Origin of the sequence: Fusibacter bizertensis (assembly GCF_029914245.1) — a bacterium.
In the GTDB taxonomy this organism is placed as follows: domain Bacteria; phylum Bacillota; class Clostridia; order Peptostreptococcales; family Acidaminobacteraceae; genus Fusibacter_C; species Fusibacter_C bizertensis.
On the sequence record NZ_JARYZI010000009.1, the window covers coordinates 94658 to 121047 of the forward strand.

At 33.3% G+C, this 26390-nt stretch carries 20 protein-coding genes and 1 other RNA gene; 4 read left to right on the forward strand and 17 right to left on the reverse strand.

Translation table 11 applies throughout. The features are described 5' to 3' along the window. Window positions 1-50 precede the first annotated feature (50 nt). The 8 genes from QE109_RS13180 to QE109_RS13215 form a co-directional block, all read right to left on the reverse strand. Window positions 51-701, reverse strand: coding sequence for a response regulator (locus QE109_RS13180; RefSeq protein WP_281095005.1), 651 nt, complete (start codon window positions 699-701; stop codon window positions 51-53). 11 nt (window positions 702-712) lie between these two features. Next, window positions 713-1840 carry a sensor histidine kinase gene (locus QE109_RS13185; RefSeq protein ID WP_281095006.1) on the reverse strand — a complete coding sequence of 376 codons (1128 nt, stop codon included), beginning with the start codon at window positions 1838-1840 and terminating at the stop codon, window positions 713-715. Between the two features lie 113 nt (window positions 1841-1953). Continuing rightward, window positions 1954-2400, reverse strand: coding sequence for a chemotaxis protein CheW (locus tag QE109_RS13190; RefSeq protein ID WP_281095007.1), 447 nt, complete (start codon window positions 2398-2400; stop codon window positions 1954-1956). 14 nt (window positions 2401-2414) lie between these two features. After that, entirely contained in the window at window positions 2415-2591 is a 177-nt protein-coding gene (locus tag QE109_RS13195; protein WP_281095008.1) for a DUF896 domain-containing protein, read from the reverse strand. 29 nt (window positions 2592-2620) lie between these two features. After that, window positions 2621-4153: a histidine ammonia-lyase gene (gene hutH / locus QE109_RS13200; RefSeq protein ID WP_281095009.1), complete on the reverse strand. Its 1533-nt coding sequence runs from the start codon at window positions 4151-4153 to the stop codon at window positions 2621-2623. Window positions 4154-4197: 44 nt separating this feature from the next. Further along, complete coding sequence (locus tag QE109_RS13205) at window positions 4198-6063, reverse strand: YgiQ family radical SAM protein (protein ID WP_281095010.1); 1866 nt, start codon at window positions 6061-6063, stop codon at window positions 4198-4200. Window positions 6064-6105: 42 nt separating this feature from the next. After that, window positions 6106-11484: a diguanylate cyclase gene (locus QE109_RS13210; RefSeq protein WP_281095011.1), complete on the reverse strand. Its 5379-nt coding sequence runs from the start codon at window positions 11482-11484 to the stop codon at window positions 6106-6108. A 26-nt stretch (window positions 11485-11510) separates the two neighbouring features. Beyond that, window positions 11511-11936 carry a MarR family winged helix-turn-helix transcriptional regulator gene (locus tag QE109_RS13215; RefSeq protein ID WP_281095012.1) on the reverse strand — a complete coding sequence of 142 codons (426 nt, stop codon included), beginning with the start codon at window positions 11934-11936 and terminating at the stop codon, window positions 11511-11513. A gap of 164 nt (window positions 11937-12100) precedes the next feature. Between QE109_RS13215 and QE109_RS13220 the strand changes: the two genes are divergently transcribed. Both QE109_RS13220 and QE109_RS13225 read left to right on the forward strand, forming a co-directional pair. Then, the gene (locus QE109_RS13220) at window positions 12101-13081 is read left to right on the forward strand and encodes a M23 family metallopeptidase (protein ID WP_281095013.1); all 981 of its coding nucleotides are present in this window, start codon (window positions 12101-12103) and stop codon (window positions 13079-13081) included. Between the two features lie 48 nt (window positions 13082-13129). Continuing rightward, window positions 13130-13630: a bactofilin family protein gene (locus tag QE109_RS13225; RefSeq protein WP_281095014.1), complete on the forward strand. Its 501-nt coding sequence runs from the start codon at window positions 13130-13132 to the stop codon at window positions 13628-13630. 96 nt (window positions 13631-13726) lie between these two features. On the opposite strand, the gene QE109_RS13230 is transcribed toward QE109_RS13225, so the two are convergent. The 5 genes from QE109_RS13230 to QE109_RS13250 all read right to left on the reverse strand — a co-directional run bounded on the left by QE109_RS13230 (window position 13727) and on the right by QE109_RS13250 (window position 18553). Continuing rightward, entirely contained in the window at window positions 13727-15577 is a 1851-nt protein-coding gene (locus QE109_RS13230) for an LTA synthase family protein (protein ID WP_281095015.1), read from the reverse strand. Between the two features lie 199 nt (window positions 15578-15776). Next, window positions 15777-15952: non-coding RNA, 6S RNA (gene ssrS / locus QE109_RS13235), on the reverse strand. 60 nt (window positions 15953-16012) lie between these two features. Further along, the gene (locus tag QE109_RS13240; protein ID WP_281095016.1) at window positions 16013-16918 is read right to left on the reverse strand and encodes an RluA family pseudouridine synthase; all 906 of its coding nucleotides are present in this window, start codon (window positions 16916-16918) and stop codon (window positions 16013-16015) included. Between the two features lie 22 nt (window positions 16919-16940). Next, entirely contained in the window at window positions 16941-17528 is a 588-nt protein-coding gene (locus QE109_RS13245) for a hypothetical protein (protein ID WP_281095017.1), read from the reverse strand. Next, on the reverse strand, window positions 17525-18553 hold the full coding sequence (locus QE109_RS13250) for a threonine aldolase family protein (protein ID WP_281095018.1): 1029 nt from the start codon (window positions 18551-18553) through the stop codon (window positions 17525-17527). Before QE109_RS13250 ends, QE109_RS13245 begins: the two co-directional genes overlap by 4 nt. A gap of 96 nt (window positions 18554-18649) precedes the next feature. On the opposite strand from QE109_RS13250, the gene ytvI reads away from it, so the two are divergent. Beyond that, on the forward strand, window positions 18650-19726 hold the full coding sequence (gene ytvI / locus QE109_RS13255; RefSeq protein ID WP_281095019.1) for a sporulation integral membrane protein YtvI: 1077 nt from the start codon (window positions 18650-18652) through the stop codon (window positions 19724-19726). A 152-nt stretch (window positions 19727-19878) separates the two neighbouring features. Continuing rightward, window positions 19879-21780: a type I glutamate--ammonia ligase gene (locus QE109_RS13260; protein WP_281095020.1), complete on the forward strand. Its 1902-nt coding sequence runs from the start codon at window positions 19879-19881 to the stop codon at window positions 21778-21780. 100 nt (window positions 21781-21880) lie between these two features. Here the strand turns inward: QE109_RS13260 and QE109_RS13265 are convergent, their stop codons facing one another. The 4 genes from QE109_RS13265 to QE109_RS13280 form a co-directional block, all read right to left on the reverse strand. Next, complete coding sequence (locus QE109_RS13265; protein WP_281095021.1) at window positions 21881-23131, reverse strand: DUF1015 domain-containing protein; 1251 nt, start codon at window positions 23129-23131, stop codon at window positions 21881-21883. Between the two features lie 72 nt (window positions 23132-23203). Beyond that, the gene (locus QE109_RS13270) at window positions 23204-24115 is read right to left on the reverse strand and encodes a D-2-hydroxyacid dehydrogenase (RefSeq protein WP_281095022.1); all 912 of its coding nucleotides are present in this window, start codon (window positions 24113-24115) and stop codon (window positions 23204-23206) included. Window positions 24116-24175: 60 nt separating this feature from the next. Then, a complete protein-coding gene (locus tag QE109_RS13275) occupies window positions 24176-25246 on the reverse strand; it encodes a pyridoxal-phosphate-dependent aminotransferase family protein (RefSeq protein WP_281095023.1) in 1071 nt (356 codons plus the stop codon). 192 nt (window positions 25247-25438) lie between these two features. Then, window positions 25439-26278 carry a DegV family protein gene (locus tag QE109_RS13280; protein ID WP_281095024.1) on the reverse strand — a complete coding sequence of 280 codons (840 nt, stop codon included), beginning with the start codon at window positions 26276-26278 and terminating at the stop codon, window positions 25439-25441. Window positions 26279-26390 lie beyond the last annotated feature (112 nt).

The window sequence follows — 26390 nt, forward strand, 5'->3', positions numbered from 1 at the left end:
TGAATACTATATATATAGGATATCTAAATAATTCTATACATTCAAGTGAATTAAATTTTTGTAATATTATGTTTGATTGCATACAGTGCTGCTTGCGTTCTATCGGTCACTTTTATCTTTTTAAAAATATTTGATACATGGTTTTTAACTGTCTTCTCACTAATAAAAAGTTCAATTGCAATCTCTTTATTATTATAGCCTCTTGAGATCAAACGGATGACTTCAAACTCACGTTTGGTTAAATTGTTACCAATTACATCTTCCATGTTTTTATCTTTTCGCTTGTATTCACGTACTAGTATGCCAGACAAAGTTGGATGGATATAGACTTCACCTTGCACTACTTTTTGAATTGCTTTTACAAGAGACGATACATCAGCATCTTTTAGAACATAACCTTCTGCACCAATATTAATCGTTTCGATCAGGTATTCTGCATCTTCATGGATCGTCAACATGATAACTTTAGTTTCTGGATAATCAGTTTTAATTTGTTTAAGACAATCTATACCATTCATGTTTGGCATATTGATGTCAAGCAAAATGACATCTGGTTGTGTGTTACGGATACATTCAAGAGCCTCGATACCATCACCAGCTAATGCAACTATTTCGAAATTGTCTTCAAGCTCAAGTAGCTTCTTTATGCCCTCTCTTATAAGTGCATGATCATCTGCTATTGCAACTTTAATTTTTTTCATATACTCCTCCGTCAATTATTGGGAATCCTGATTTTGATTATAGTACCCTTTTGATGTGTCGAATTGATTTCTAAAGTGCCATTAATAATTTCAATGCGTTCTTTCATATTATAAAGGCCAAAGCCTAGTGGACTTTCAGTGGTTTTTGTTACATCAAATCCAACACCATCGTCTTCAATCATCACGTTGATCTCAATATCACTAATATGCAAATCTATCTTAGCATGTTTACAATGTGAGTGTTTAACTATATTATTAAACGCTTCTTGTATCACTCTAAACACCATAAGGTTCGTCAGTTGATTATCAATCACTGAACTCTGAAAAACGTTAAAATCTACAATGATATTAGATGTATCCATTATATTTGAAATCAATTTTTTGATAGTTGGTACTAAACCAAGGTCATCAAGAGACATGGGCATCAAATCGTATATAATCTTTCTGATGTCTTTAAGTGTATCTCTAACATCCTCTTGTAACTCAGCAATTTCTCGTTTTGCTTTAACGGGAGATGTATCAATAATTTTTGAAGCATATTCAGCTTTAAAGATAACATTAGCAAGTGATTGCGCTGGCCCATCATGAATATCTCTAGAAATTCTTTTCTTCTCATTTTCTTGAGCTTCAATGATCTTAATACTTAAATCCTTTTTCTGTTTTATGTCTTCTATCTGTTCAAAGACACTGCTCGTTAGATATTCTAGTGCAACGCTGACCTTAGTTTCTAGTATCTCTGATTTTTTAATAACCTCTACACTATTACGCATTAACCTTTCCAGTTCATTTCTACGTTCGTTATATTCTTTTTCTTCTTGTCTTTTAGAAGATAATGCCAATAGTACTTTTTGAGACAATGCATATGCTTCTTTTATATCATTTTCAGTAAACTCATCAAAATGCTCATTGATGGTCTTAATCATATTTCTAGCCATTTTAGACCGTATCTCAAGTTTATCTACTTCATTGATCATGATGGTTAACTTCGCCTTAATACTCATCAGTTCTTGCTCATATGATGTGTAATCGTGACGTGCACGTTCTGAGATGTCGAAAATCTCTTTTTTGCCATCTTCAATCGCCAATGCAGTTTTTTGTATAATTTGATCCAAACTACTGATATTAATCAAGTTTTTCACACAAACACCCCATATTTAGTCTAAGAAGTATTATACCATAAAAGCCCACGTGTATATATAACGTGGGCTTTTTTGAATCTTGAGTCCTAGTAATCTAGTCAATATTGCATTCATTAGAGTGTTATTATTTCTTCTATTTCTTCATCGCTTAAAACATTGTCAAGATCAATTACAATAATCAATTCGTTATTGTAAACGCATACTTCAGAAATATAAGCATTATCTCGTTTGATTGCAATTTTGGGTGGAGGCATAATCAAAGATTCTTCAACAGTCATTGACTGAGACGCGTCATCTACCAAAAATCCGATCTGAATATCACCTTTTCTAGCAATGAGAATTCTCTTTTCATTCATCTTTTGCTCTGCCATTTTAAATCTTTTTTTCAAATTTACAACTGGGATGATATCGCCTCTAAGATTTAATAGACCATCGATATATGCTGGACCATTTGGTAATGGTGTAATTGAAGCATATTCAGTGATAGACGCAATATGATTGATACTGGCTGCAAATTTCTCTTCATTTAATTTAAAAATAATGTACTGTTTATCAGCCATATTCTTGCCCCCTATTAATCTTTATATACGATTTCTACATTATCGAGTTGATTTTTGAAATTTTTACGAAATGCTTTAAGGTATTTTTCTCTTAATTCTAACTGCTCTATTGTTTCTTCTTCAGTTAATCCAACTGTTTTTTTCTTTTGAGCTAACGCATTTATTCTATCTAACTTTTCTTGTCCTAACACTTTAACACCTTTCTAAGCTCGGTATAATCTTATACTTTAAGTGTTCCGAGCACATCTTCTACCTTTGTCAAAATTTTATTTGTTTTTATTATATCATATATTTTATTAAAATCTACATTCATTACTCGATCTTCTTCAATTTTAGAAACTGAACTTCTAATCACGTCATATGCAGCTTTCGTTCCTTTTCCAAGGCGTGTTGCGTCTGAAAAATCAATCGCTTGTGCAGCACATAAAAGTTCAATTGCAATTACGTTTTGTGCATTAAAAAGGATCTCTTTCGCTTTTCGCGCAGCTATGGTTCCCATACTTACGTGATCTTCTTGATTTGCCGACGATGGTATCGAATCTACACTAGCTGGATGAGCAAGCACTTTATTCTCTGATACTAAAGAAGCAGCAGCATATTGTGCAATCATAAAGCCAGAATGTAAACCACCATGTGGTGTTAAGAATGCAGGAAGACCGCTTAGCTGTGGATTAACCAATCTTTCAATTCGTCTTTCGGAAACATTTGCAACTTCTGCCAGAGCGATTCCTAAAAAGTCAAAAGGCAATGCCATAGGTTGACCATGGAAATTTCCACCTGAAAATACAACGCCATCTTCTGGGAAAAGAATTGGATTATCAGTTACGGCATTAATTTCAATATTGATTCTCTCAACCACGTAGTTCAGTGCGTCTTTAGAAGCACCGTGTATTTGAGGAATGCAGCGTATTGTATAGGCATCTTGAACTCTTATTTCACCTTGTCTTGTCGTTAGACCACTATCTTCTAATATTCTTAACATGTTAGCAGCTGTATCAATCTGCCCTTGATGTGGTCTAACCATATGGAGTCTTGGATCAAATGCATCTGTAATACCTTTAAGTGCTTCAACAGTCATTGCAGCAGATATATCACTTAACTTAACCAGTTGTATCGCTTCATAGGCTGTGATAGTACCTACAGCGGTCATCACTTGTGTTCCGTTTATCAGTGCGAGACCTTCCTTTGATGTCAATTCAATAGTTGGTATCCCCGCTTTAGCCATTGCCTTAGCGCCATCCATTCTAACGCCTTCGTAGATAGCTTCTCCAAGTCCAATCATAACTAGAACCATATGAGAAAGTGGTGCTAAATCTCCACTTGCTCCAAGCGAGCCCTTTTCAGGAATGATTGGGTGAACGCCCTTATTTAACATTTGAACCAGTGTATCTATCGTTGCAGGCTGAACGCCACTATGCCCTTTGGCCATATTATTAACACGTAATAACATAATTGCTCTTACAATTTCTTCTGAGAAAGGATTGCCAATGCCACAAGAGTGACTGATGATTAAATTTCTTTGTAGGTCCTTTGTTTCTTCTTTGGATATTGTCACATCAGAAAATTTCCCAAATCCAGTTGTTATGCCATATACAACTTTTTTAGAATCAACTATTTCATCTACAAATTTTCTCGCTATAATTACTTTGTCTTTAGCTTCTTGTGACAATTCAACTTTATAACCAAACCTAGAAACTTCTAAAACTTTATCAATTGTTAAGCTTTGTCCATCAATCATGACAACATTTTTCATAACGCTTCCCCTTTTTGTTGATATTTTGTTTACATCTTACCAAATTATCGTCTTTTTTGAGTCTTTTTAGAACTTGATTTACTTTGCGTACGTTGTGAATACGATTGTTTACCAAGTTTAGGTCTGATTAATGCTTTATCATGTGTGCCAATTAGATCTTGTCGATTGGCTAGAATAAGAGCTTCATAAACCAACTCATAGTTTCTAGGATTTTTGTATTGTAAAAGTGCACGTTGCATTGCTTTTTCCTGTGAAGTCTTAGGGACATAAACTGGTTTCATCGTTCTTGGATCAATGCCAGTATGATACATACATGTACTTAGAGTCCCTGGAGTAGGATAGAAATCCTGCACTTGCTCTGGTGTATAGTTTATATCTCTCAAATACTCCGCTAACCTAATAGCTGATTTGAGGGTACTTCCTGGGTGTGAGCTCATCAGGTAAGGAATAATATATTGCTCTTTCCCTATAGATTTATTAATATCGTCAAATGTTTTCACGAACTCGCTATACAGTTTACCACTTGGTTTCCCCATGTAGTCAAGTACGGTTTCATCTATGTGTTCTGGTGCAACTTTAAGCTGGCCACTTACATGATGTTCACAAAGGTCAAAGAAAAAGTCTTTTGAGTCATCATACATGAGATAATCATATCTAATCCCACTGCGTATAAATACTTTCTTAACCCCTTCAAGTTCTCTTAATTTTGTCATTAACTCTGCATAATCTGTGTGATCGACATTCAAGTGTTCACACGGTTCAGGATAAAGACATTGTTTATGCTTACACGCTCCGTGTTTTAATTGTTTATCACATGCTGGGTTTCTAAAGTTAGCTGTTGGACCACCAACGTCATTGATATAACCTTTGAAATCACTATCAGAGATAATCTGCTTAGCTTCCTCTAAAATTGACTCATGTGATCTAGAACTTACGATTCTACCTTGATGAAAAGCAAGCGCACAAAATGAACAATTACCAAAACAACCTCGTTCACTAATAATACTCAGTTTGACTTCTGAAATTGCTGGAATTCCACCTAACTGCACATAAGTTGGATGAATAGCGCGTTGATAGCCTAGGTTAAATGTCCAGTCTAGCTGATCACGTTCAAGTGGTCTTGTAGGTGGATTTTGGACCAAATATCTATCTTGATGTTTCTGGACAATTGTTTTACCTCTTATTGGATCTTGTTCGTCATATATTTTTTTAAAACTCTTTGCGTAAGCAACTTTATCTTTACTTACGATTTCAAATGGATCAATTTCTAGATAGTCTGGAAGCATGTCTAAGTGACTTGTCATAAAGCAAGTGCCTGGGATATGTGTAATATATTCTACATCAATACCATTATTTAGGTATTCAGCTATCTCTACGATCTGATGTTCTCCCATGCCAAATACAAGTAAATCAGCTCCACTGTCTACTAAGATTGATCGGCGTACCAAGTCATCCCAATAATCATAATGTGCAAATCTTCGAAGAGAGGCTTCAATTCCACCTATAATAATAGGTAATTTTTTATATTTTTTTCGAATGAGGTTGGTATATACAATTGTAGCACGATCAGGTCTGAGCCCCATTTCACCACCTGGTGAAAAACTGTCCGTCTGTCTTCTTTTTCTAGAGACATAATAATGGTTTACCATTGAGTCCATGTTTCCAGAAGTTACCAAGAAGCCTAATCTTGGCGTCCCTAGTTTAGTTATACTTTCAGGATCGTTCCAATCTGGTTGTGCAATGATGCCAACTTTATAGCCAGCATCTAATAAAACTCTTCCAATTATGGTTGGACCAAAAGTAGGATGATCAACATATGCATCGCCAGAAACTAAGACGAAGTCTACGCCTTCCCACTCAAGTCGTTTAAGGTCCTCCTGATTCATAGGAAGAAAGTCATTTAATATCATGTGTTTCCCTTTCTAAATGAGCGCATTGCTCTGTGTAGATGATTAAAACAGTATGTGTTCTAGAACTGGTCTAAGTGATTCAACAAAATTGAAATTACTAAAATCAAATTCTTTAACTTTAATTCTTACTGAAATCGCTAATATACCTCTTTGCTTCTCGGAATTAAAACTCATAATAATATAAGATTTCCAATCTGGCATTATAGTCACTTCTGAACCCACTTCTTCTGAGATAGTTAACTCATCCCAATCGATAAAGTAGTGACTCTGATTTGTATTGATATATTGGTTGATAATCCTCTGTTCAACAACAAGGGTATCCCCAATTATGTCTAATCCCTTTTTCTTATAGAGTACTTGCTTGATCTGATCATTTTCATCAAGCTTTAGAAATTGAATTTCATCCCCTTCAGTTATATCAAGTAATGAGATAAATGTATTTCTAATGCCTTCTTCTTGAGAATGTCCATGATTCAACTGGTTGATAATATCTAATATTGCTTGCATGTTTCTCGTGTCAGATGAGATATTGCCCGTTAATATGCCCGTCAATCGATCATAACGATGCCCTTCTTTGATGAGGTTATCATCCCAACTTGTAGATTTATTTCGACCATTGTTTTTACTATAGTAAAGCGCTTGATCTGCTTTCTCCACAAGTTCTTCTTCATTGGCACCATCAATTGGATATGTCGAAACACCAAGACTTACTGTAAGCGGATGTTCTTCCCCTAACAATTTGCTTTGTTGAATCAACAACCTGATTTTCTCGGCTACTTTATAACCACTTGGCGCATCAGTCTCAGGTAAAATAATAATAAACTCTTCTCCACCATAACGTGCTACATAGTCAGTATTTCGAACAGATTTTAGCAAGAGTTCACCAATTCTAGTAAGAATTTCATCCCCTTTACGATGTCCATAAGTATCATTGACATTTTTAAACTTATCTATATCCAACATAATCACTGATAAACTATAGTTTTGTTGTCTTGAGATACTCATCATGAGTGCAAACTGTTGCTCTATATATTTTCTTAGATACACGCCTGTTAGTTTATCAATTGTAGAAAGTTTTTTCAAGTTATAGTTGTCTATAAAGACATAGATCAAATTTATAAAAGATTTTGCTTGTTCAAAAGTAAAGTCATTAAAACGATTAATTACATTAGTGGTATCTAAAAAAACATAACCACTGATTTTTTTCTTTGATGCAAACATATCATCTCTTCTTTTTTCACCAAAATCCTTTGCAATTGTCGCTTCATAAATAGGAAAACAGATCATGCCCTTTTGATCGTCAATTAACAGTTGTGCATTTGTATTTGAGTTCAACTTAGAGATGTAAATGCCATCTATATCGTTACCGAAATTATTAATCAAACGCATAATATCATATTCTTTAGCACCTTCTGCGGTGCTAATAACTTCACTAATATTATCATTTTCATCTAGTAAGTAAATAAATGCACGTTCACCAATTGTTACCTGTTGTAAGTACTTAAGAATAAGCTTAAGGTTTGTGATTTCATCTTTTTCTAAATGCTTAATTAAATCAATAGAACTTTCATACTTTTCATGGTCCGTTAGCTCATAATTTTTATAAACCAGATTTAAGAACTCACTATTATTGTATAGAAGATTAAACTGACTTAAATCGAAAAAGTCTTCAACGGTATCAATTCTTCCCTCAACAATTAAGCCATACTTACTGCCTTCAAAATTGAGTAAAATTCTGATGATTTTGTTGATCTTATTTTTAAGTGCCATTTTTAAATCGTCTTGAAGGATATACGTTTCTTTGAACTCATAAGGAATGTTTGCAGTAAGATCTGCGATAACATCAAGCGCCATAAGATAATACCTTAAAGCTTCATAGGTATTTCTCTTTTCATAGTACTCGTTCCCCAATATATAATAAACACGCCATAAGAATTCAGAGGATTGCTCTTTAATTTGATCAATTAAAGTAAGCGCTCGTTCAATGGCATAATCGGAAAAGCAAGCTTCTATAAAATCTCTTTTAAGCCTCACTAATTTAGTATTATAGCGTTTCATCAGCGCATAATCCATCTGTAAAAGTCTTTCCGCAGATAGATAATCGTTCTCTACGATGGTATCAATAAGAAGTTCTAAGACAAACTCTCTAAGCAATTTAGATTCTGCTGGATTTTCAGTACTTTCAAATAAAGATTCAAGTTCTTGATGTGGCAAACTTTTTACGGAATGTCGCTCCCCTTTATTGTTTAGTACAATATTTTCTTTTTTATAGCTCAGCTTTAAGTCTATTATTTTTAGTCGATATTTTCGATATTCATCTACAACTTCATCCGCATTAAACTCGTAACGCCACTGGTTCACTTTCATAATACTATTCATAGCTAGAAAATACTCAAAATGAAGTAAATAATAATCAAATTTATCATAATCCCTTTTTTTAATAATTTGAACTTCATGTTCTAATCTTGCGATTAACTTATGTGCTTTACCATAGTTTTCATTGAGAACTTGTCCATGGCATAAGTTTAATAAAGAAAGTATCGTCATATTTTTATCGCCGACATTTTCCGCCATTTCATTTGCTTCTTCAAAATATTTGTTAGATGTTTCGTATCGCCCTTCTATCCTATAAGTTTCTCCAAGATTATTGAGATATATTGGTAAGTTCATAAAATAGTTCCTGTTGATGGCTTTAGTATATGCTTTCCTAAAGTAATCTCTCGCTACTATATAATCCCCATAACCATCTAGGTAAATTACACCAAAATTATTGTAAGCTCGAACGATGTTTTCTTCATCATTACTCTCTTTATAGTATTTTAAGCTTTCAGTAAAAGCATCAATACTTGCATCAAACTGATTATTGTATAGATGATTAATTCCCTTCTCATTTTCAAACACTGCAATATGATGGGGTAAATTGTTCAATTTACTTACTGCAAGATAATGCATCGCTAAAATACGATGACCTTCTAGGTCACCTTTACTAATCGTGCATTTACATTTTATAAAAGCTGCCCTTAACTCGCCTTCAAGATAGCCAATTTCAGATGATAAGGTTAATGCGTCTTGAGATAGTTCTTCTGATCTCGCAATGTCATTTTTAAAGTATAGGATATAAGCATGTTCTAATTGAACGTCAATTCGACTTGCATCAGATACATCTTCGATAAAACCATAGAGGAAATTAACACGTTCCATTGCTTTATCCAGTCTACCAGCCTTTATCAGCAGTTTGATCAATTTCATACCTAATTCAATCACTTTTAAATGCATATTTAACTTCAAATAAAGTTCAAGGCCCATATCAATCAAGTCAATTGCTTTATGACTATTTGATTTCTCTAGGTATAGATTTGCAAATTTCACACAATAAATAGCCGCTTGTTCAACATTTTCACTGGCAATAAAATAGTCTATTAAGCTTTCATTTACTTCACCATGTTCGATAAACTTTTGTTCAAACATCTCAGCTGCTTTAACAGATATTTCTACGAACTCAGTTTTACTTAAAGTATCAAGAAAAGTTTTTCTCAATTCATTGGTATTAAAAACAAAAACATATTCTACATCACTGATTCTTTTATTCAATATATGTTTTTCTTCCATTTCGTACAGAAAATAGTATCCAAACTCCTCTTCAATCTCGGCGAAATTAAAAATGGTTTGCATGCTAAATGAGCCCTTAAGAACAGATAGTTTTCTAAGAACTTCATAATATTCTTTATTTATACTATTTACTATATTATCAAAATCTTCGCGCTTATGATCGAGATAATCAAAAGTAAAACTATCGTCTACTTCATCAAAGTTCCACATCATTCTAAACTCATCAAAGAAGATTACACCGTCATACCAAAGCCTCTTGATCATTCTTTTAGTCACACTAGCTTTACCTTGATTTTCAAGCATTAACCTATGCGTTAACTTATACGGTATATAATTTAATCCCAGAAGCGATTGAATAATTTGCCCTGTTTCTTCTAAATTTAAAGATGATAATTTGAAATGATTAAACGTATCCATATATTTCTTAATTAAAGCTTCAGCATCGTTTGTCGTAGCTACGACATAAAAATTGGTAGACCCCTTAAATTCAAAGAGCATCTCATAAAATGTCCGTTCAATGTTACTGATTTTTTCAAAATCATCTATTAGGAATATGAAAAATTTATTGCTGGTATAATCTATAAAAAAATTAAAAACTCTATTCAATATCCGTAAATATTGCGCTTGAACATTAAAATCTCTAACCTCTTTTATATTCCACTTGACTGCAAGTTCAGGCACTAATGAAGCGAGTTCTTGTCCATATTTTTGTATCAGTATGGGGGAGACGTCTTCCTGTTCAGAAATGTGTCTAATCAGTGCTTTGGTTGTATAAAAGACATCGGAAAAATCTGTAGGTTTAAGATAGATATAACTGTATCTGTTAAACTTTGAAATATAATAAATTTCATTTAAAACTCTTGATTTTCCACTACCATTTTCCCCTTGTATAAAAAGAGCATGTTGAGTTAATGCTTTTTTTGATTTGAGTTCTAACAGTTTCTTTATGTCTTTAATAAGGGCTTCTCTACCAATAATCTTAGTAGTATCGTGAATTTTATCATAATATTTAACATCATTATTATCTACTTCTATCCAAATCAATAAAGCAAGTTCATCGATGAACTGACGGATACTTTCATGTCTCTCATCTCGTATCTGGCTTGTTGCCCTAAGAATTAACCTCTGAATTTCGTTATTATGTCCACTGTTCGATATATTTTGAAGTGCTCTTGTTCTATAATCAACTCTATAATATAAATAGTAGATTAATGCACCTACTGAATAAATATCAACTTGTTCATTGGTCTCCTCGCCCCATATAATTTCAGGTGCAATAAACTGACTGTATCGTTCATGGTCTAGTTTAAAGTAATAGTCATTAATAAAATTTCCAGCTATATCTTTCAATTTTAGCTGGATTTGCCCCTCTTTTCGAATCAATATTAGTTGATCAAAGTTTAGGTATTTATAAACTACACCTCTAAAATGTAAAAAACGCATCACTTTACAAAGCTGAATAATGACGCTGTTAATCTCTGATTTATTAAGTTCAATATAAGACACAACATTATCTTCTTCAAAATGCTCATAGGTATAAAAATATTGCTTTCTGTTAACTCTATTCCCATTCACGGTAAGAATTGCTTGAAATTCAAATGCAGAAAGCAAATTTTCATGTACGATAGTTTTGATTTCTACAAACTGCTCCTCCATTTGCTTGATAAAGTCATAGTTAGACATTTCAGTGTCAAAGATTCGGATACGTTTGATTTCTTTATTCTTTGCTTTGTCCGATACAAGATACTCAATAAAACTGCTATCCTTATGGATCAATTTGATAATATCGTATCTTTCATTAATTACTTTCAACTGAATACGCCTCCTATAAAGAACTACTACAACTCTACTTTTTCATTGAAAATACCAAAACCCATATCAATTGCATCAATTACATCTTCATCTAATTGACATAAAATGCTTTCCACATAGTTCACTCTATTCTCCATTACAAGTTTAATGAGATCATGACCTTTTGGTAATACGACAATCCTTACAATTCTACGATCATTTTCATCTTTTACTCGTTTTACCAGTTCATTACGCTCCATACGATCCAGTAGGTCAGTTACAGTACTACAAGCAAGGTACATTCTTGAACTTAACTCACCAATCGTCAAATTATCTTCTTTTCTTAAATATTGAAGTGCTTCAAATTGCGGGGGTGTTATATCAACATCATTCAAGATCTCTCTACCTTTTTTCTTTATCTTATAACATACACGTCTTAAATTTTCTTCTATTCTAACGGTTCTTTCATTCATTTTCATTACCTCCATGATTGTCTCTTACCTACTATTTTACAAAATAAATATACTTAGGTAAACTAAATTCTCTATTTACATTGTTTTTTTATATTATTCTATGGTAGAATATATTAAGTTTTTATTACAACGGGGGTACTATGGAGAAGTTAAAAAACTACTTTATGAAAAATAAAGTAACCATAATGGTCATTCCGAATGCTGAAAAATCAATCAAACAATGGAAATTCAACATCGCAATAGCATTTATCATACTCATCGGCTTGATCGTTATAAATATTTCACTTTTATTAAACACCATAACATCTAAAGTCACTTCAGACAACTTAACTTCTGAGAATTCGCTACTCGAAGAAAATTTGCTGATGACACAAGATAAAATTGAACTATTACAGAATATAAATTCCAATAAAACAGAAGAAATTAAGGAACTTAAAAATTCGCTTAAAGCTTCCAATGAATTTATGGTCGCGCGTTTAAGTGAAATGGAACAAACACAGGCTTATGTCACTCAATTGGTGACGCTCTTCAATAAAGAAACTAATTCTGATATAAAAGCACCAATTAGTAGATCGTTCAACAGGGCCACCGATACGGCTCAAGAACAAAGTGCTGAGTTAAGTGCAGATGAAGTACTTTTATCTGACATCAATGCATTAATTACCAATGATGAGATTTCTGTTATTATAGCTGAACAGACACAAGCTTACAATGACTTAACTGAGAAACTTGAAAAACAATTAAGTTATTTAGTAGCTAGACCAGATTTTTATCCAACAAAAGGTACTTACAGTTCACCATTTGGTTATCGGAAAGATCCTATTACCGGTAAGACAACCAAACATAATGGTATAGATATCAGCAACAAAGTTGGCACTGCTATATATGCCGCTGGCTCAGGTGTAGTTACTTTTGCTGGATATGATGGCAATTTTGGAAATGTAATGATTATTGATCATGGATATGGTTATGAGTCTGTATATGCGCATTGTAAAACGCTTTTGTTTAGCCCTGGGGATTCTGTGGATAAAGGGACTCAAGTTGCTTTAATGGGCAATTCAGGTCGAACAACTGGACCACATCTTCATTTTGAGATAAGATATAATGGAACACCAATAAACCCATTAAAACTACTTGATCAATAATTTTTATAATTACTTACCACTCTATCAAAAGTCAAATAGGAGGAACGAATGTTTCAAAAAAAAGAAGCAGAATCAAATTTTGATGTGATCATCGGACCAAGCTCTATTATCAAAGGTGATATAGAAAGTGAAGGCAGTATTCGAATTGATGGTAGAATCATTGGCAATATAACATCACTTGGCAATATCATCATCAGTGAAAATGCATTTGTCAAAGGTGACATAAAAAGTTTCAATGCTGACATATACGGTAAATGTGAAGGTAATGTTCATGTAAAAGGAAAAATTAACATTCATCAAAATTCTTCTCTCATGGGAGATATAATTGCTAAAAGCTTCAATACGAAAGAAGGCTCAATGTTTAAAGGTAATTGTATCGTTGATCCAAATGAGGAATTAGTGATTACAGTTGACGCATTAAACGAAACTACTGACGCTAATTTAGTTGATTTTGTAAAATCGAGTAACAATAAACAAAACAAAGACAAAGACAAAGATCAAAACAATACGCCTGAAAATGCTAAAGATCTTGAGAATAAAAAAGCTTAAGTTTCAGGGATTAAATAATTAAATTTAAAGGGATTGTTTCAAGATGATATATAGTCATTCTGAAACAATCCCTATTTATTTAACCAATTTTTCTTTTTATTCCAGTTCATAAACACTATCTTTATTTTGTAGCTCGTTTACAATATCGAGTACAGAATCCGTCTCAGTCACTTTTTTACTTAAGTTAATCGCTTTTATAGCACGCTCGTATTCATCACGACACTGTTCAATATCAATTGGCTCATGTGTATCTCTATCATAAGCTATTGAATTTTCAAAAACACCATCTCTAGAAATTTGAAAAACTTTTTCATCATCAATAAAAGAACCTTTTTCCATAAATGTTTGCGCTGCTACAAAACCACTTTCTGAATTAAGTAAATCTCTACCAAAAGTTAAATATTCATTTTTTATACCTAAAATATTCATCAAAGTTGGTAGGAGATCTATCTGTCCTCCTGTGATTGTCTTCGTTTCTTTAAGTCCCGATCCCGGAATATGAACAATCAAAGGAATATTAAACATCTCCTCATAGGTATATGGCTCACCTAAGAAGTTCTCCATTCTTTCTAGTGCTAAATCATCTTCCATGCCAACAGCATAATGATCACCATAAAGTACAATGATAGAATCTTCATATAGACCTTCTGTTTTTAAATCTTCGATAAATTTACCCAGCGCATCATCAAAATAATGCACTGATTGGATATAATGTCCAAAGAAGTTTTCATCTTCCTCATCTAAAGTAATCCATTTCTTATCTTCTGGTAAGTCAAAAGGTTTATGTGATGACAAAGTTACCAGAAAATTGAAATTTTTACCTTCTTTTGCTTTAAGCATAGGTATGGTTTGTTCAAAGAAATCATGGTCATCTAAACCGAAGCCGATCTTTTCTCCCATCACATAGTCCGTATCAAAGTGGCTATCTTCAAATCCGATTTGCGGATAAATGTTAACTCTGTTCCAAAAACTCGCTTCAAATCCATGATAAGACGAAGCCGTGTATCCGTGATCACGCATAATCCAAGGAAGCCCGAAAAAGCTATTTTTCTCATACACATTATATGTGTTGCCAGATGTAATGGCATATAGTGAATTCAACGAAGTAAACTCAGCGTCTGAAGTATTCCCCTTACCTATCATTTGATAGTAATTGCTAAAATACAAAGAATCTTGGTTGATGATTTTGTTGAGATTCGGTGTGATTTCTTGACCGTTATAAAATGCATTAACCATAGCATTTTGTAAAGATTCGATCTGAATAACAATCACATTTTTTTTGTCTTTAGCAATACCAAAATAATCACCATAAGTACTCTCTCTATGCAGTTGCCTCATATCATCTATTAACTGATTGTGTATTTCACTCGTCATAACATTGTTTTCAGGGTCAAGTGAGATAAGATCATATACATGGTAATTAAAAAATTCATATTTTTTAATCCCCGTCCACACAGAAGTAAATGAAATGCTGAGTATAATTGTTGGTAAAATAATCAAAGTGAGAATAAAAGATAATTTGTGATTAAATAATTGCAAAGTGCCCTTAGATTTGGTAATCATGATAAAAGCGATAATATCAACAAATAAAAGTAAGTCAGTAACTTTTACGATTGACAATATAATCGATGTAACAGAACCAACAAATGTCGCCTGATTCATAAGTTTTACAGATAAAAAATCATTGAAATATCTATAATACAATAGGTCACCAAACATAATGAATGTAATCAATATGCTGACTCCAATATACCCTCTTCTTACTTTGTATAGCAACGTCAGCAACAAAACAAGAACTGAAACTGTTACTATGCAATATTTGATTTTATCAAGTGGCATACCAGTAGAAAAGTTAAAGTACATTACTTTAATTATATAAGTAAAAATCAATATTAAGGCATATTTAGTGTATTCGTTTTTGAGTTTAAATTTATGAAACTGTTTCATGACATACCTCCATAAAGTAAATTATATTCTTACACATCAAAGAATACAATAACATAAATTTAACATTAACTTCACAATTCAATGACATTAATCTTACGAACTTATTAATTGAAATCTTCTGTAACTTTTTCAATGCTTAATTATGACATATCTATATACAGAAAAAAGCCACGCCAGGCGTGACTTAAATATCATTAAATGGTGATCCAGAATGCCGTCACCCCAAAAATCTCACACCACACCTTCACTAGGTGGGTGGACTATCTATTGTTTCTGACTTCTACTTAAAGCAGCTTGTCATACACAGCAGAACACGTTCTCCCTATAAATAATCAGTGGTAAAATTTAAAAAGATGACCAACATTCCAGATGATAGGTTTATTATACACTTTTAACCTTAAAATATCAATGGCAACTGGTGTTTTAGAGTCTAATTTATCCTCTTAGTCTTTTCAAAACAGACTCTATGTCAGCAGGAATTTTACACCTTACAGAAGTTTTTTCCATTTCCCTAGGTGATTTAAAACTCATCTCATAACAATGAAGTGCTTGTCGATCAATCCACTCACTTGGCTTGCCATAAAGGCTATCTCCAACAATTGAGTGTCCTATATGTGAAAAGTGAACTCTAATTTGATGCGTTCTACCGGTTTCAAGTTCAATTTTAATGAATGTATGATTTTCAAACTTTTCGACAACTTCATAATGTGTAACAGATTGTAGACCACTTTCAATTACAATTCGTTTTATATCCAATTCTGCTTCTCTATCTATTGGCAAGTCAATCGTTCCAGAATCATCTTTTAGAACACCTTCAACAATAGCATAATAGTGTTTACCCACTTCATCTGCTTGCATTTGTTCTGAAATAATTTGCTGTGCATAAGCATTTTTGGCGATTAACACGATACCTGAAGTATCACGGTCAAGTCTATTGATAAATCTGATTTTATAATTTTGTTTTTGCTGATATTGATGATATGAGAGTGCATTAGCTAAAGTCCCTTCAGGATGACCTTTGGTTGGGTGAACAACTAAAAATGGTGGTTTTGATACTGCCATAATATCACAATCTTCGTAAAGTACTTCTACATCAATTGGATTTGGTTCAAAAGTGTTTTCATCATGATCCAGCATCATCGTAATGATATCGCCTGTCTCTACAATTCGATTTACCGAACCATTCTTATGATTTAAAAATATATTTTTATGATTTTTACATTTTCTAATCAATCTACTAGATATATTCATCGAAGTCGCTAGTACATCGATGACTTTAAGCCCCGCATCTTTAGCTTCAACTTGATATTCGAGACGCAAAGACTCTTTATTAATATACATATATATCCTTCCTATTTCACATCTAAAAGTTGTATCTTAAAAGCAATATCGTTTGAGTTTCTAATTCTTTCAACAATATATAGTGTCTATATTTTTTCTCAGCAATTCCTCTAACTTTTTTAATATCCATATCGTTACTGAACTCTACGATATCAACAGATGATTTTTTCCAACCACATTTCAGTAAAACAGCGATCCCCTCTTTAGAAGCTAACTCTATCGGCAGAGAACCGTATACATTTCCATATATAATCTCATGTGCTTGCCAAAAATCATTATGTGCCTCCATAACACCAGATTCGTTTAACTCTTCAGTGCGCTCTTTTGAAAAAAATTCAATCTCATTACCTTCATAGATGTTTTGAAAATACATGGGTTTATATAAAAATTCCAATGTATTTATGGTTTTGTATCCTTTGTTTTTTTCTTGAACTGGCTGGATGACAATATCCGCTTCATTAACATGTATGCTCCAATAGTCATTTTTAATTTGAGTAGCAATATTCTTGATCATACGGACATACATATCAACTTCTTCTGGATCTTCCTTATATAGCGAATCACTTAGTCGATTTACTGCTTCTTTTAGATCATCAATTTGGTAACTCATTGTTCCCCCATTATATTTTTAATATTTTTAACGAGAAGATCAACAGACGCCTTTGGAGTCCAGTAGTTAGTTACAAACCTAAATTCACCATCTTCAGAACCATTAATCTTGATTCCCGAATTTAACAAGCGACTCACAAAGTCCTCTTCACTTATTTTTAGTCTTATATGACAAAATACCATATTGATATCAAGTCTATCCTCAAGTACATGAACACCCTCAATTTCATTTAATTTTTCTGCTAAATATTGAGCTAGCTCATGATCTTCTTGAAGTCGCATAACCATATGATCAACTGCAACTAAACCGGCTGCTGCTAAAAATCCAGCTTGTCTTAGACCACCGCCCATTAACTTTCTATTTTTTCTCGCTTTCTCAATAAACGCTTTGCTTCCTACCAACATAGAACCTACAGGCGCACATAAACCTTTACTCAAACAAAACATAATAGAATCGGCATACTCAGCTAGTTCTGAAGCTTCTACCCCTAACACATGTGCTGCATTAAAAAGTCTTGCACCATCCAAATGAACAGGTATAGCATGTTCTTTCGCAATTTTATATATAGTTTTCATTTCACTCAACTTTATAACTGAACCTGATGAGTGTGCATTTTCAATACAAATAAGTCCTGTATCAGGATAATGAATATCCTCTGTCCTAATTAATCTCTCAACATCTTTTGCAGTCATAGATCCATTAATCGTAGGGACTTGTCTAAGTTGTACACCTGCAATGACTGCAGCTGCTCCAACTTCATGCATCATTATATGACAAGCATCTCCAAGTATGACTTCATCTCCACGTTTAGTGTGCGTCAGAATTGCCAATTGATTCCCAAAAGTCCCACTAGGTACAAAGAGTGCAGCTTCTTTTCCTAGTAAATTAGCGCTTCTCTCTTCTAATGCTTTTACAGTTGGGTCATCACCATACACATCATCTCCAACTTCCGCCTCAAACATGGCACGTCTCATTTCATCAGTTGGCAAAGTAACAGTATCACTTCTAAAATCAAAATATTGCATAATCTTCACCTTCATATCATTATTTTGTACCTTTTGGGTTATAATATAATTATAGCATAGGGTTCTAATTAAAAAAATACTTTAGGAGGTCAAGAAATGAACGTATTTGTATCCAAAGTCTCTTTCGTCGTTCTAATTTTAGCTTTGATCATACTAAGTCTTTGGTTGAGCGTAAGGGCCTTCTTCATTATTATCCCCTTTATCATCTCATATCTGCTCTCAAAACCTTTGACCAAGTTAACTAGGTGGCTACATAGAAAACTACACATTCCTTTTGGGATTATTACTATGTTTGTAGTATTACTATTTGTGACTGCCTTTATCACTGGCGTTTCATTTATTGTTTATAAGTTTGCAATTTCGTTAAGCGGTTTTTCAGATTACCTTTCATTAACGCTTGATAAAATTCAAAATTTCACCACAAACATTCAAGGCATAAAAATCGAATTGCCTTGGCTTGATGCGCCACTTAAAATCAATGATATGGTGCTTCAAGTTTATAACTTGATTTTTCAATCAATTTCAAACCTAACAAACTCTGCTGTTGATACATTACTAAGTATTATTAAAACGATTCCACTTATCATGTTTTTTTTCTTTTTCCTATTTATATCTTTGTATTTTTTTATCAAAGATCAAGACAGAGTTAAAGCAACTTTCGAATCTGGATACAAAAAATTGACTTCACCATTTATACAACTTTTTTTTAGAAAGACTAAAGATGTTTTTGTTAATTATTTCAAAGCGCAACTAATACTTGTTAGCATAACATTTATTATTTCACTTATCGCTTTAACGATTCTGAAGGTTCCTTTTTCACCACTTGTTGCATTAGGAATTGCCTTTGTTGATTTAATTCCAATGGTTGGACCCGCATTTGTATATATGCCTTGGATTGGATTTGCGATTGTATTTTCCGAATATTCAACAGGAATTGGATTATTTGTCGCATATTTAGCAACTACACTTACTCGTCAAATAATTGAACCTAAAATCGTGAGCAGCAAGATTGGTACACATCCACTCATCACTATCATTTCAATGTATACATGCTATAGGATTTTTGGTGTTTTAGGTTTTGTATTAGGTGCGATCCTTGTTATGCTCGGTATAATTTCTTGGAACACTTATAAAGAATTGAAGAAAAAAGACGAACATTCAACAAATTTTTGAACTTGTTGTTAATTTAGTAGAAAGCTGTACGCATATTCAAACACAACAAATGTAGAGATTTTATTTTTAAATATAATCTTTACATTTTTTCTTTATGTGCTATAATTATTCATTATATCGATGTGTGTATACAATATCTCAAGGAGGCCAAAATGTTATACGTCGTTAAACCAGAAGACAAATCACCTGCTCGTCTTGCCGCTTTATTAAAGGAGCACCCAGAAGTTCAATTTATTTCTTTACTTGCAGTAGACTTTGGCAATAACCATACGGATGAAAAAATTCCAGTAGGTTTAGTCATTGATGACCTTGAAGACTTCTTTAAAAACGGTATTCAGACTGATGGATCTTCAGTTTATTTACCAGAAATTGCATCAATCAACAACGCAAAAGTTGATTTAATTCCTGATCTTGATGCAAATTGGGTTGTAGATTACAACATGGGACACCCTGTTGAAGGTGATAAGTTATGCGGTTCGTTGATTATACCAGCATTCTTAATCCATGATGGCAAAGAAGTTTGTTCACGAAGTGTATTAAAAAATGCTGTGGTAAATTTTAAAAACGAAATTATCGATTTATTTACATCAACACCTTCTTTATTAGATGACTATGATGGTATCGATAGTGTTGATGATATTGAAGACGTTGTCTTAACAAGTGCTACCGAGCTAGAATTTTGGGTAAAAACACCTGATTCTAAAACTGATATTGAAAAACTTGCCACTTCACAAAACTTAAAAGAACAGTACTGGAAACGTACTTATGGTCAAGTAAGAACTGCACTTGAAAAGTCACTAAAAGCTTTAGAAGACTATGGCTTTGAGCCAGAAATGGGCCATAAAGAAGTTGGTGGTGTTGCATCAAAACTATCAGGCACAAATATTCATACACATGTTATGGAACAACTAGAGATTGACTGGAAATATGATAAAACACTTTTGTCTGCAGACAAAGAATTACTTGCAAAAGATATAATCAAAGATGTATTTGAATCCAATGGCTTAACAGTTACTTTCCAAGCAAAGCCACTTGAAGGTGTTGCCGGAAGTGGAGAGCATCACCACATTGGTGCAGCTCTTAAACTTAAAAACGGAAAAATAGTTAACCTATTCTCTCCTAAAGTATTAACTGATGCTTTTATGACCAAAATCGGTTACGGCGCTTTAATGGGAATTCTTAAAAATTATGAAATAATCAATCCATTTGTTTCTTCAACAAATGACAGTTTAAATAGACTCAAACCTGGCTTCGAAGCACCAATCTGTATCGTTTCTTCACTTGGACATTCCCCAGAAATTCCAACTAGAAACAGAACTGTACTTATTGGTCTCGTAAGAGATTTAAACAGCAAATACGCTACTCGTTTTGAACTTAGAGCACCAAATCCAAACTCAAACTCATATCTTTTACTTGCTGCGGTCTGTCAAGCAAGTATTGAAGGAATTAAGGCAGCTTTAAATAGCGGAAAATCTGTTGATGAAATTGCAAAAGCATTTGACAAAGGCTATGGAGAAAAACACTTCTACCTTGAAGAAAATCGTGTATACCGTTCAGAAGAAGATGTCTTCGAAGATTACTCACCTGAAGAAAGAGATCGTTTGTTTGGAACACCTCCCAAAACAGTATATGAAAACCTTTTAGCGTTTGATCACAATGCTGATAAAGCTAAAGTTTTACTTGGAAATAACGTTTTTACAGATAAAATCATCGCTTCATATAAAGCATACATGCTAAGTGAGTGGTCTATCGAGCTAAAAGATAGAATCATTCAAGACCATGTAAGAACTATCAGAAGACTTGTAAAGCTTCATACCGATGAAGAAATAACAGATTTAGACATTGTTAATTGGGAAAAAATCAAAACACTCAAACATTATTTAATGAAAGATTCTCTAAACACTAAATCACTTTTCACAAGAATCAAAGAAGCAATTCTTGACGAAAACTATTCTCTTGCTTCTTTATTACAAATCGAAATGAATGCTCAAATGTCATTATTAACAAAAATGTACTTGGATTATCGCCGTAACCTCATCATTATTGCTGAGTAACATAAAAATCCCATCTCACTCCTATTCTTATTTCAAAGAAAAAGGCTCAAGATTAATCTTGAGCCTTTTTCCTGTTTATTATAAAGTTTACATCCAATTATTAATCTGCTAACTTATGAACAAATAATCCACTTCTTAACTTAGGTTCAAACCAAGTTGATTTTGGAGGCATAACTTCTCCTGCATTTGCGATATCAATCAAATCATCCATTGTAGTTGGATACATTGAAAACGCAACTGCAAAATCATCATTTACTCGAGCTTCTAGCGCTTCAAGTCCTCTGATACCACCAACGAAATCAATTCTTGTGTCAGTTCTTGGATTTTCGATACCTAAAATTGGTTGTAATAAATTCTTTTGTAATATAGATACGTCTAAGCGATCAACAGGGTCTTGAGCATTGTATGTGCCTTCTTTTGCAGTGATTTGATACCAAGCACCATCTAGATACATACCAAAAGTAGCTCTAGTCATAGGCTTATATGGCGTTGCTTGATCAACTTTTACACATTCAAAGTTTTGAGCTACTGCTTCTAAAAACGATTCTTTATTGTATCCATTTAAGTCTTTTACAACTCTATTGTAATCCATAATGAATAAGTCTTCATCAGGGAAAATTACAGCCATAAAGTAGTTAAACTCTTCTGATCCATCATAATTCGGAAACTCTTCTCTTCTCTTTAAACCAACTTTTACAGAAGAAGCAGAACGATGATGACCATCAGCAATATAAAGGTATTCTATACCATCAAATATCTCAGCGATTCTACTAACTAAGCTAAGGTCATCTAATTTCCAGAAAATATGCGTAATCGCATCGTCAGAAGTAAAATTGTAAACTGGCATGTGAAACTTTATCCAATCGTTTACAATTTTGTTGATTTCATCATTTTTTCTGTAAGTTAAAAATACAGGCTCAGTATTTGCATCACAGAAATCAAAATTATTGATTCTATCAATTTCTTTTGCAGGTCTTGTGAACTCATGTTTTTTAATTACATCATTGATATAATCGTCTATCGATGTACACGCAACTATACCCGTTTGAACTCTACCGTTCATCAATTGTCTATAAATATAGTAGATTGGCTCACTGTCTTGTGTCATGATACCATCTGCAATAAATTGATCTAAGTTTTTACGAGCAGTTTCGTAAACCAGTTGATCATAATCGCCAACTGAATCAGGTAAATCAATTTCTGAACGAACGATATGCAAATATGAATTTGGATTTCCTTCAGCCATTTGTTTTGCTTCTTTTCTATTCATAACATCATATGGTAAACAAGCTACTTGCTCAGCTAATTCTTGTTTTGGAACAATACCTTTAAACGGTCTAACTACTGCCACAATATACCTCCAAATATAATTCTCATCTCAATTTTTTATCAAACATAGCTTTATATTTAAACTTGTATTCACTTATACGTTAAAATGCGCTCTAATAACAGCAATTGTTTCCTCGCCAATTCTTTCTTGAGCTTCCCCTGTAGAAGCACCTATATGTGGCGTGCACGATACTCTTGGATGATTGATTAACGCCGTATTTTTAGTAGGCTCCTCTTCAAATACATCGATACCTGCTCCTGCAACTTTTCCAGAATTTAACGCATCAAGCAAATCATTTTCACATACAACACCACCTCTTGCAGTGTTTATGATATAAACGCCATCTTTCATCATATCAAATTGTTCTTTTTTAAGTGTTGCACCCGCTTTTTTATCAAATGGAATATGAAGCGATATAAAATCAGAAATTTTTAGAAGTTCATCTAGTGTTTTATATTCAAAATCTGGATACTCCTCCAATTTTCCTCGTCTGTTTGTATATACTACCTTCATACCTAGAGCCTTTGCTCTCACAGCAACTTCGTTTGAAATTCGTCCCATACCAATTAGGCCAAGCGTCTTACCATTCAATTCTACTCCAGCGTATTTGCTTTTGTTCCATTCGCCATTTCGCATTGTCACATTTGCGATGTGGATGAATCTTGCAAGTGAAAACATATGACCAATAGCAAGTTCAGCAACTGCCGCACTACTAGAATTAGGTGTATTCTTTACAGTAAAACCATTTTCAGTTGCATAAACATGATCAATGTTGTCAATTCCAACACCAGCTCTAATCATCAACTTTAATCTACTGCCTTTAACTTGATCAATTAAATCTTTGCGTAACTTAGTTGCTGATCTAATTACAACTACATCCGTATCTTTAAGTTGTTCTATTAAAGCTTCACCATCATAATGTGCCGTATCCACTTGATGTCCCAATGAAATTAAAGCATCTACTGCACTTTTGTCCATACCATCGTTCGCTAAAATTTTTAACATCCTACCAGACCCTCCTATTCAGAAATTAAGGCAATTGAGATCAATTGCCTTGAGTACTACTTATAAGCCAAGAATTTCTTCGATAACTGATAAAAGTGTTTTTAGTTCATCTATTTGTGTGTCAGCCATGTGCGCAATACGGAATGTAACATCTTTAAGTTTACCATAACCGTTTGAGATCATGTAACCACGTTTTCCTAATTCTTTGTTTAGATCAGAAACACTAATTTCTCTTGTATTTCTAATCGTTGTCAACGTATTTGACGCATATTTTTCCTCAGCAAGCATTTCAAAATGTTTATTTGCCCATTCTCTTGTAAGTTTAGCCATCTCTAAATGTCTAGCAAATCTATTCTCAAAGCCTTCAGCAACAATATTTTCAAGTTGATAATCAAGGGCAAACATGTGTGCCAGAGAAGGTGTTGAAGGATATTGGTAATCCTTATCTTGAATATACTTGTAAAGCTCTAATAGGTCAAAATACAGACCTCTATGTTCTACTTGCTCAGCTGCTTTTCTAGCTTTTTCTGAAAAAGAACAAATCGCCATACCAGCTGGTAATCCTAAACATTTCTGTGTTGATGTGATACAAATATCAACACCAAGCTTGTCTACTTCAATCTTTGTTCCACCAAGTGAACTAACTGTGTCAAGGCAGAATACTACTTCTGGATATTTCTTTACTACCTCAGCAATTTCGTCTACTGGGTTCATGATACCTGTTGATGTTTCATTATGTGTAATGGTGATTAAATCGTATTTTCCAGTTGCCAACGCTTCCTCAACCATTTCAGGTGTTGTCGGTTGACCTAGTTCAGATTTGAAAATATCAGCAGGTACATTATTTGCAATTGCCATCTTATACCATCTGTCTCCAAAAGCACCCACAGAAAATACTGCTGCTCTTTTGCGAGTACAAGATCTAACTGCGCCTTCCATTAATCCACTTCCAGACGATGTAGATAACAAAATCTCATTTTCAGTGTACATTAACTTTCTAATTTTTTCTGAAATACCTCTTTGTAATGCAGATGCATCTTTAGTTCTGTGGCCAATTTGTGGTGTTGCCATCTTTAAAAGTACATCTTCTCTAACGTCTACAGGACCTGGAATAAACAATTTCTTATGCATTCAAATCACCTCAAAATTATTATTTAATTCATGATAATCATATCATTTAATAAAGGGAATAACAATATTTGTCCCGCTTCTTTTGCTCAAAAAATTTTAAATTTATTTCATATATTCAATTTTTTGTGTAAACCGTTACATTGTTAACAATTTACCGTAATTAAAAACCGCTTCCTAAGAAACGGTTAATCATTAAAATGCAACGATGACTCCTTTTTTATCTGCATACATAGAGGATAATCCAGCACATTTGACATTGATGACTTCCTCTACTGTTTTAAGTGTGCCAACACCTAATGCAATCTGGTCTGCTCTTTCTGGATTGCCCACATGTGTAATCGCTACGATTTTCCTACCACTTTTGATCAATTCTGTTTGCATAATCTCAATGAGCCTAAGATATGCTTTATTGGAATTTCGAACTTTCTCTAAAAGTTTAATTTCCCCATTGCCATCCGAACTCATAATAGGCAATATATTAAGTGTCGAAGCAATTAAGCCTTTCCATTTAGAGATTCTTCCATTCTTAATTAAGTTATTAAGACTCTCAGAAATAAAAATCACTTTCATATCCTTAATAAACTCAGTCATCATCTCAACTAACTTCTCTTTGGTATAACCAAGTTTTTTTAATTCATGAATTTGTCTTGTAATCAAAGTTTCACCTGCAGCTGCACCGAGGGAATCAAATACATGAATAAACTTTCTGTTGGGATTTTCAGAATTATATAAATTTTTAGCTAAAATCGCACTATTAAAAGTACCACTTAAATGTGATGATATTGTTACAATATAGATTTCATCTTCCTCACCCTCAAAGTGCTCTAAAAAATCATTAGGCGCTGGGCAAGCAGATTTCGGCGTTGTGGTTATATTCTTCATATCCGATACAAAACCTTCAACGTCAAGGTTCTCATCATCTATATACTCTTTACCATCAAGATAGAGTTTAAAAGGGACTAAAGTCACAGGAAATTCCTTTTCAAACGTCTGATCGACATCTGCACTACTATCTGCAATTATTTTATACATCAAATCATCTCCTAAAGTTAATAAATATATTATACTTTAATCCAAGTACTTTGACAATTTATAAAAAAACTGCCCTTAGGCAGTTTTTTTATAAACTATATGAAGAATTTTC

Bases quoted from the DNA above. Each gene is read 5' to 3' on its own strand.
- QE109_RS13180 (WP_281095005.1), bottom strand. From the start codon at position 701: ATGAAAAAAATTAAAGTTGCAATAGCAGATGATCATGCACTTATAAGA.
- QE109_RS13190 (WP_281095007.1), bottom strand. From the start codon at position 2,400: ATGGCTGATAAACAGTACATTATTTTTAAATTAAATGAAGAGAAATTT.
- hutH (WP_281095009.1), bottom strand. From the start codon at position 4,153: ATGAAAAATGTTGTCATGATTGATGGACAAAGCTTAACAATTGATAAA.
- QE109_RS13205 (WP_281095010.1), bottom strand. From the start codon at position 6,063: ATGATATTAAATGACTTTCTTCCTATGAATCAGGAGGACCTTAAACGA.
- QE109_RS13215 (WP_281095012.1), bottom strand. From the start codon at position 11,936: ATGAATGAAAGAACCGTTAGAATAGAAGAAAATTTAAGACGTGTATGT.
- QE109_RS13220 (WP_281095013.1), top strand. From the start codon at position 12,101: ATGAAAAATAAAGTAACCATAATGGTCATTCCGAATGCTGAAAAATCA.
- QE109_RS13225 (WP_281095014.1), top strand. From the start codon at position 13,130: ATGTTTCAAAAAAAAGAAGCAGAATCAAATTTTGATGTGATCATCGGA.
- QE109_RS13230 (WP_281095015.1), bottom strand. From the start codon at position 15,577: ATGAAACAGTTTCATAAATTTAAACTCAAAAACGAATACACTAAATAT.
- QE109_RS13240 (WP_281095016.1), bottom strand. From the start codon at position 16,918: ATGTATATTAATAAAGAGTCTTTGCGTCTCGAATATCAAGTTGAAGCT.
- QE109_RS13245 (WP_281095017.1), bottom strand. From the start codon at position 17,528: ATGAGTTACCAAATTGATGATCTAAAAGAAGCAGTAAATCGACTAAGT.
- QE109_RS13250 (WP_281095018.1), bottom strand. From the start codon at position 18,553: ATGCAATATTTTGATTTTAGAAGTGATACTGTTACTTTGCCAACTGAT.
- ytvI (WP_281095019.1), top strand. From the start codon at position 18,650: ATGAACGTATTTGTATCCAAAGTCTCTTTCGTCGTTCTAATTTTAGCT.
- QE109_RS13260 (WP_281095020.1), top strand. From the start codon at position 19,879: ATGTTATACGTCGTTAAACCAGAAGACAAATCACCTGCTCGTCTTGCC.
- QE109_RS13270 (WP_281095022.1), bottom strand. From the start codon at position 24,115: ATGTTAAAAATTTTAGCGAACGATGGTATGGACAAAAGTGCAGTAGAT.
- QE109_RS13275 (WP_281095023.1), bottom strand. From the start codon at position 25,246: ATGCATAAGAAATTGTTTATTCCAGGTCCTGTAGACGTTAGAGAAGAT.
- QE109_RS13280 (WP_281095024.1), bottom strand. From the start codon at position 26,278: ATGTATAAAATAATTGCAGATAGTAGTGCAGATGTCGATCAGACGTTT.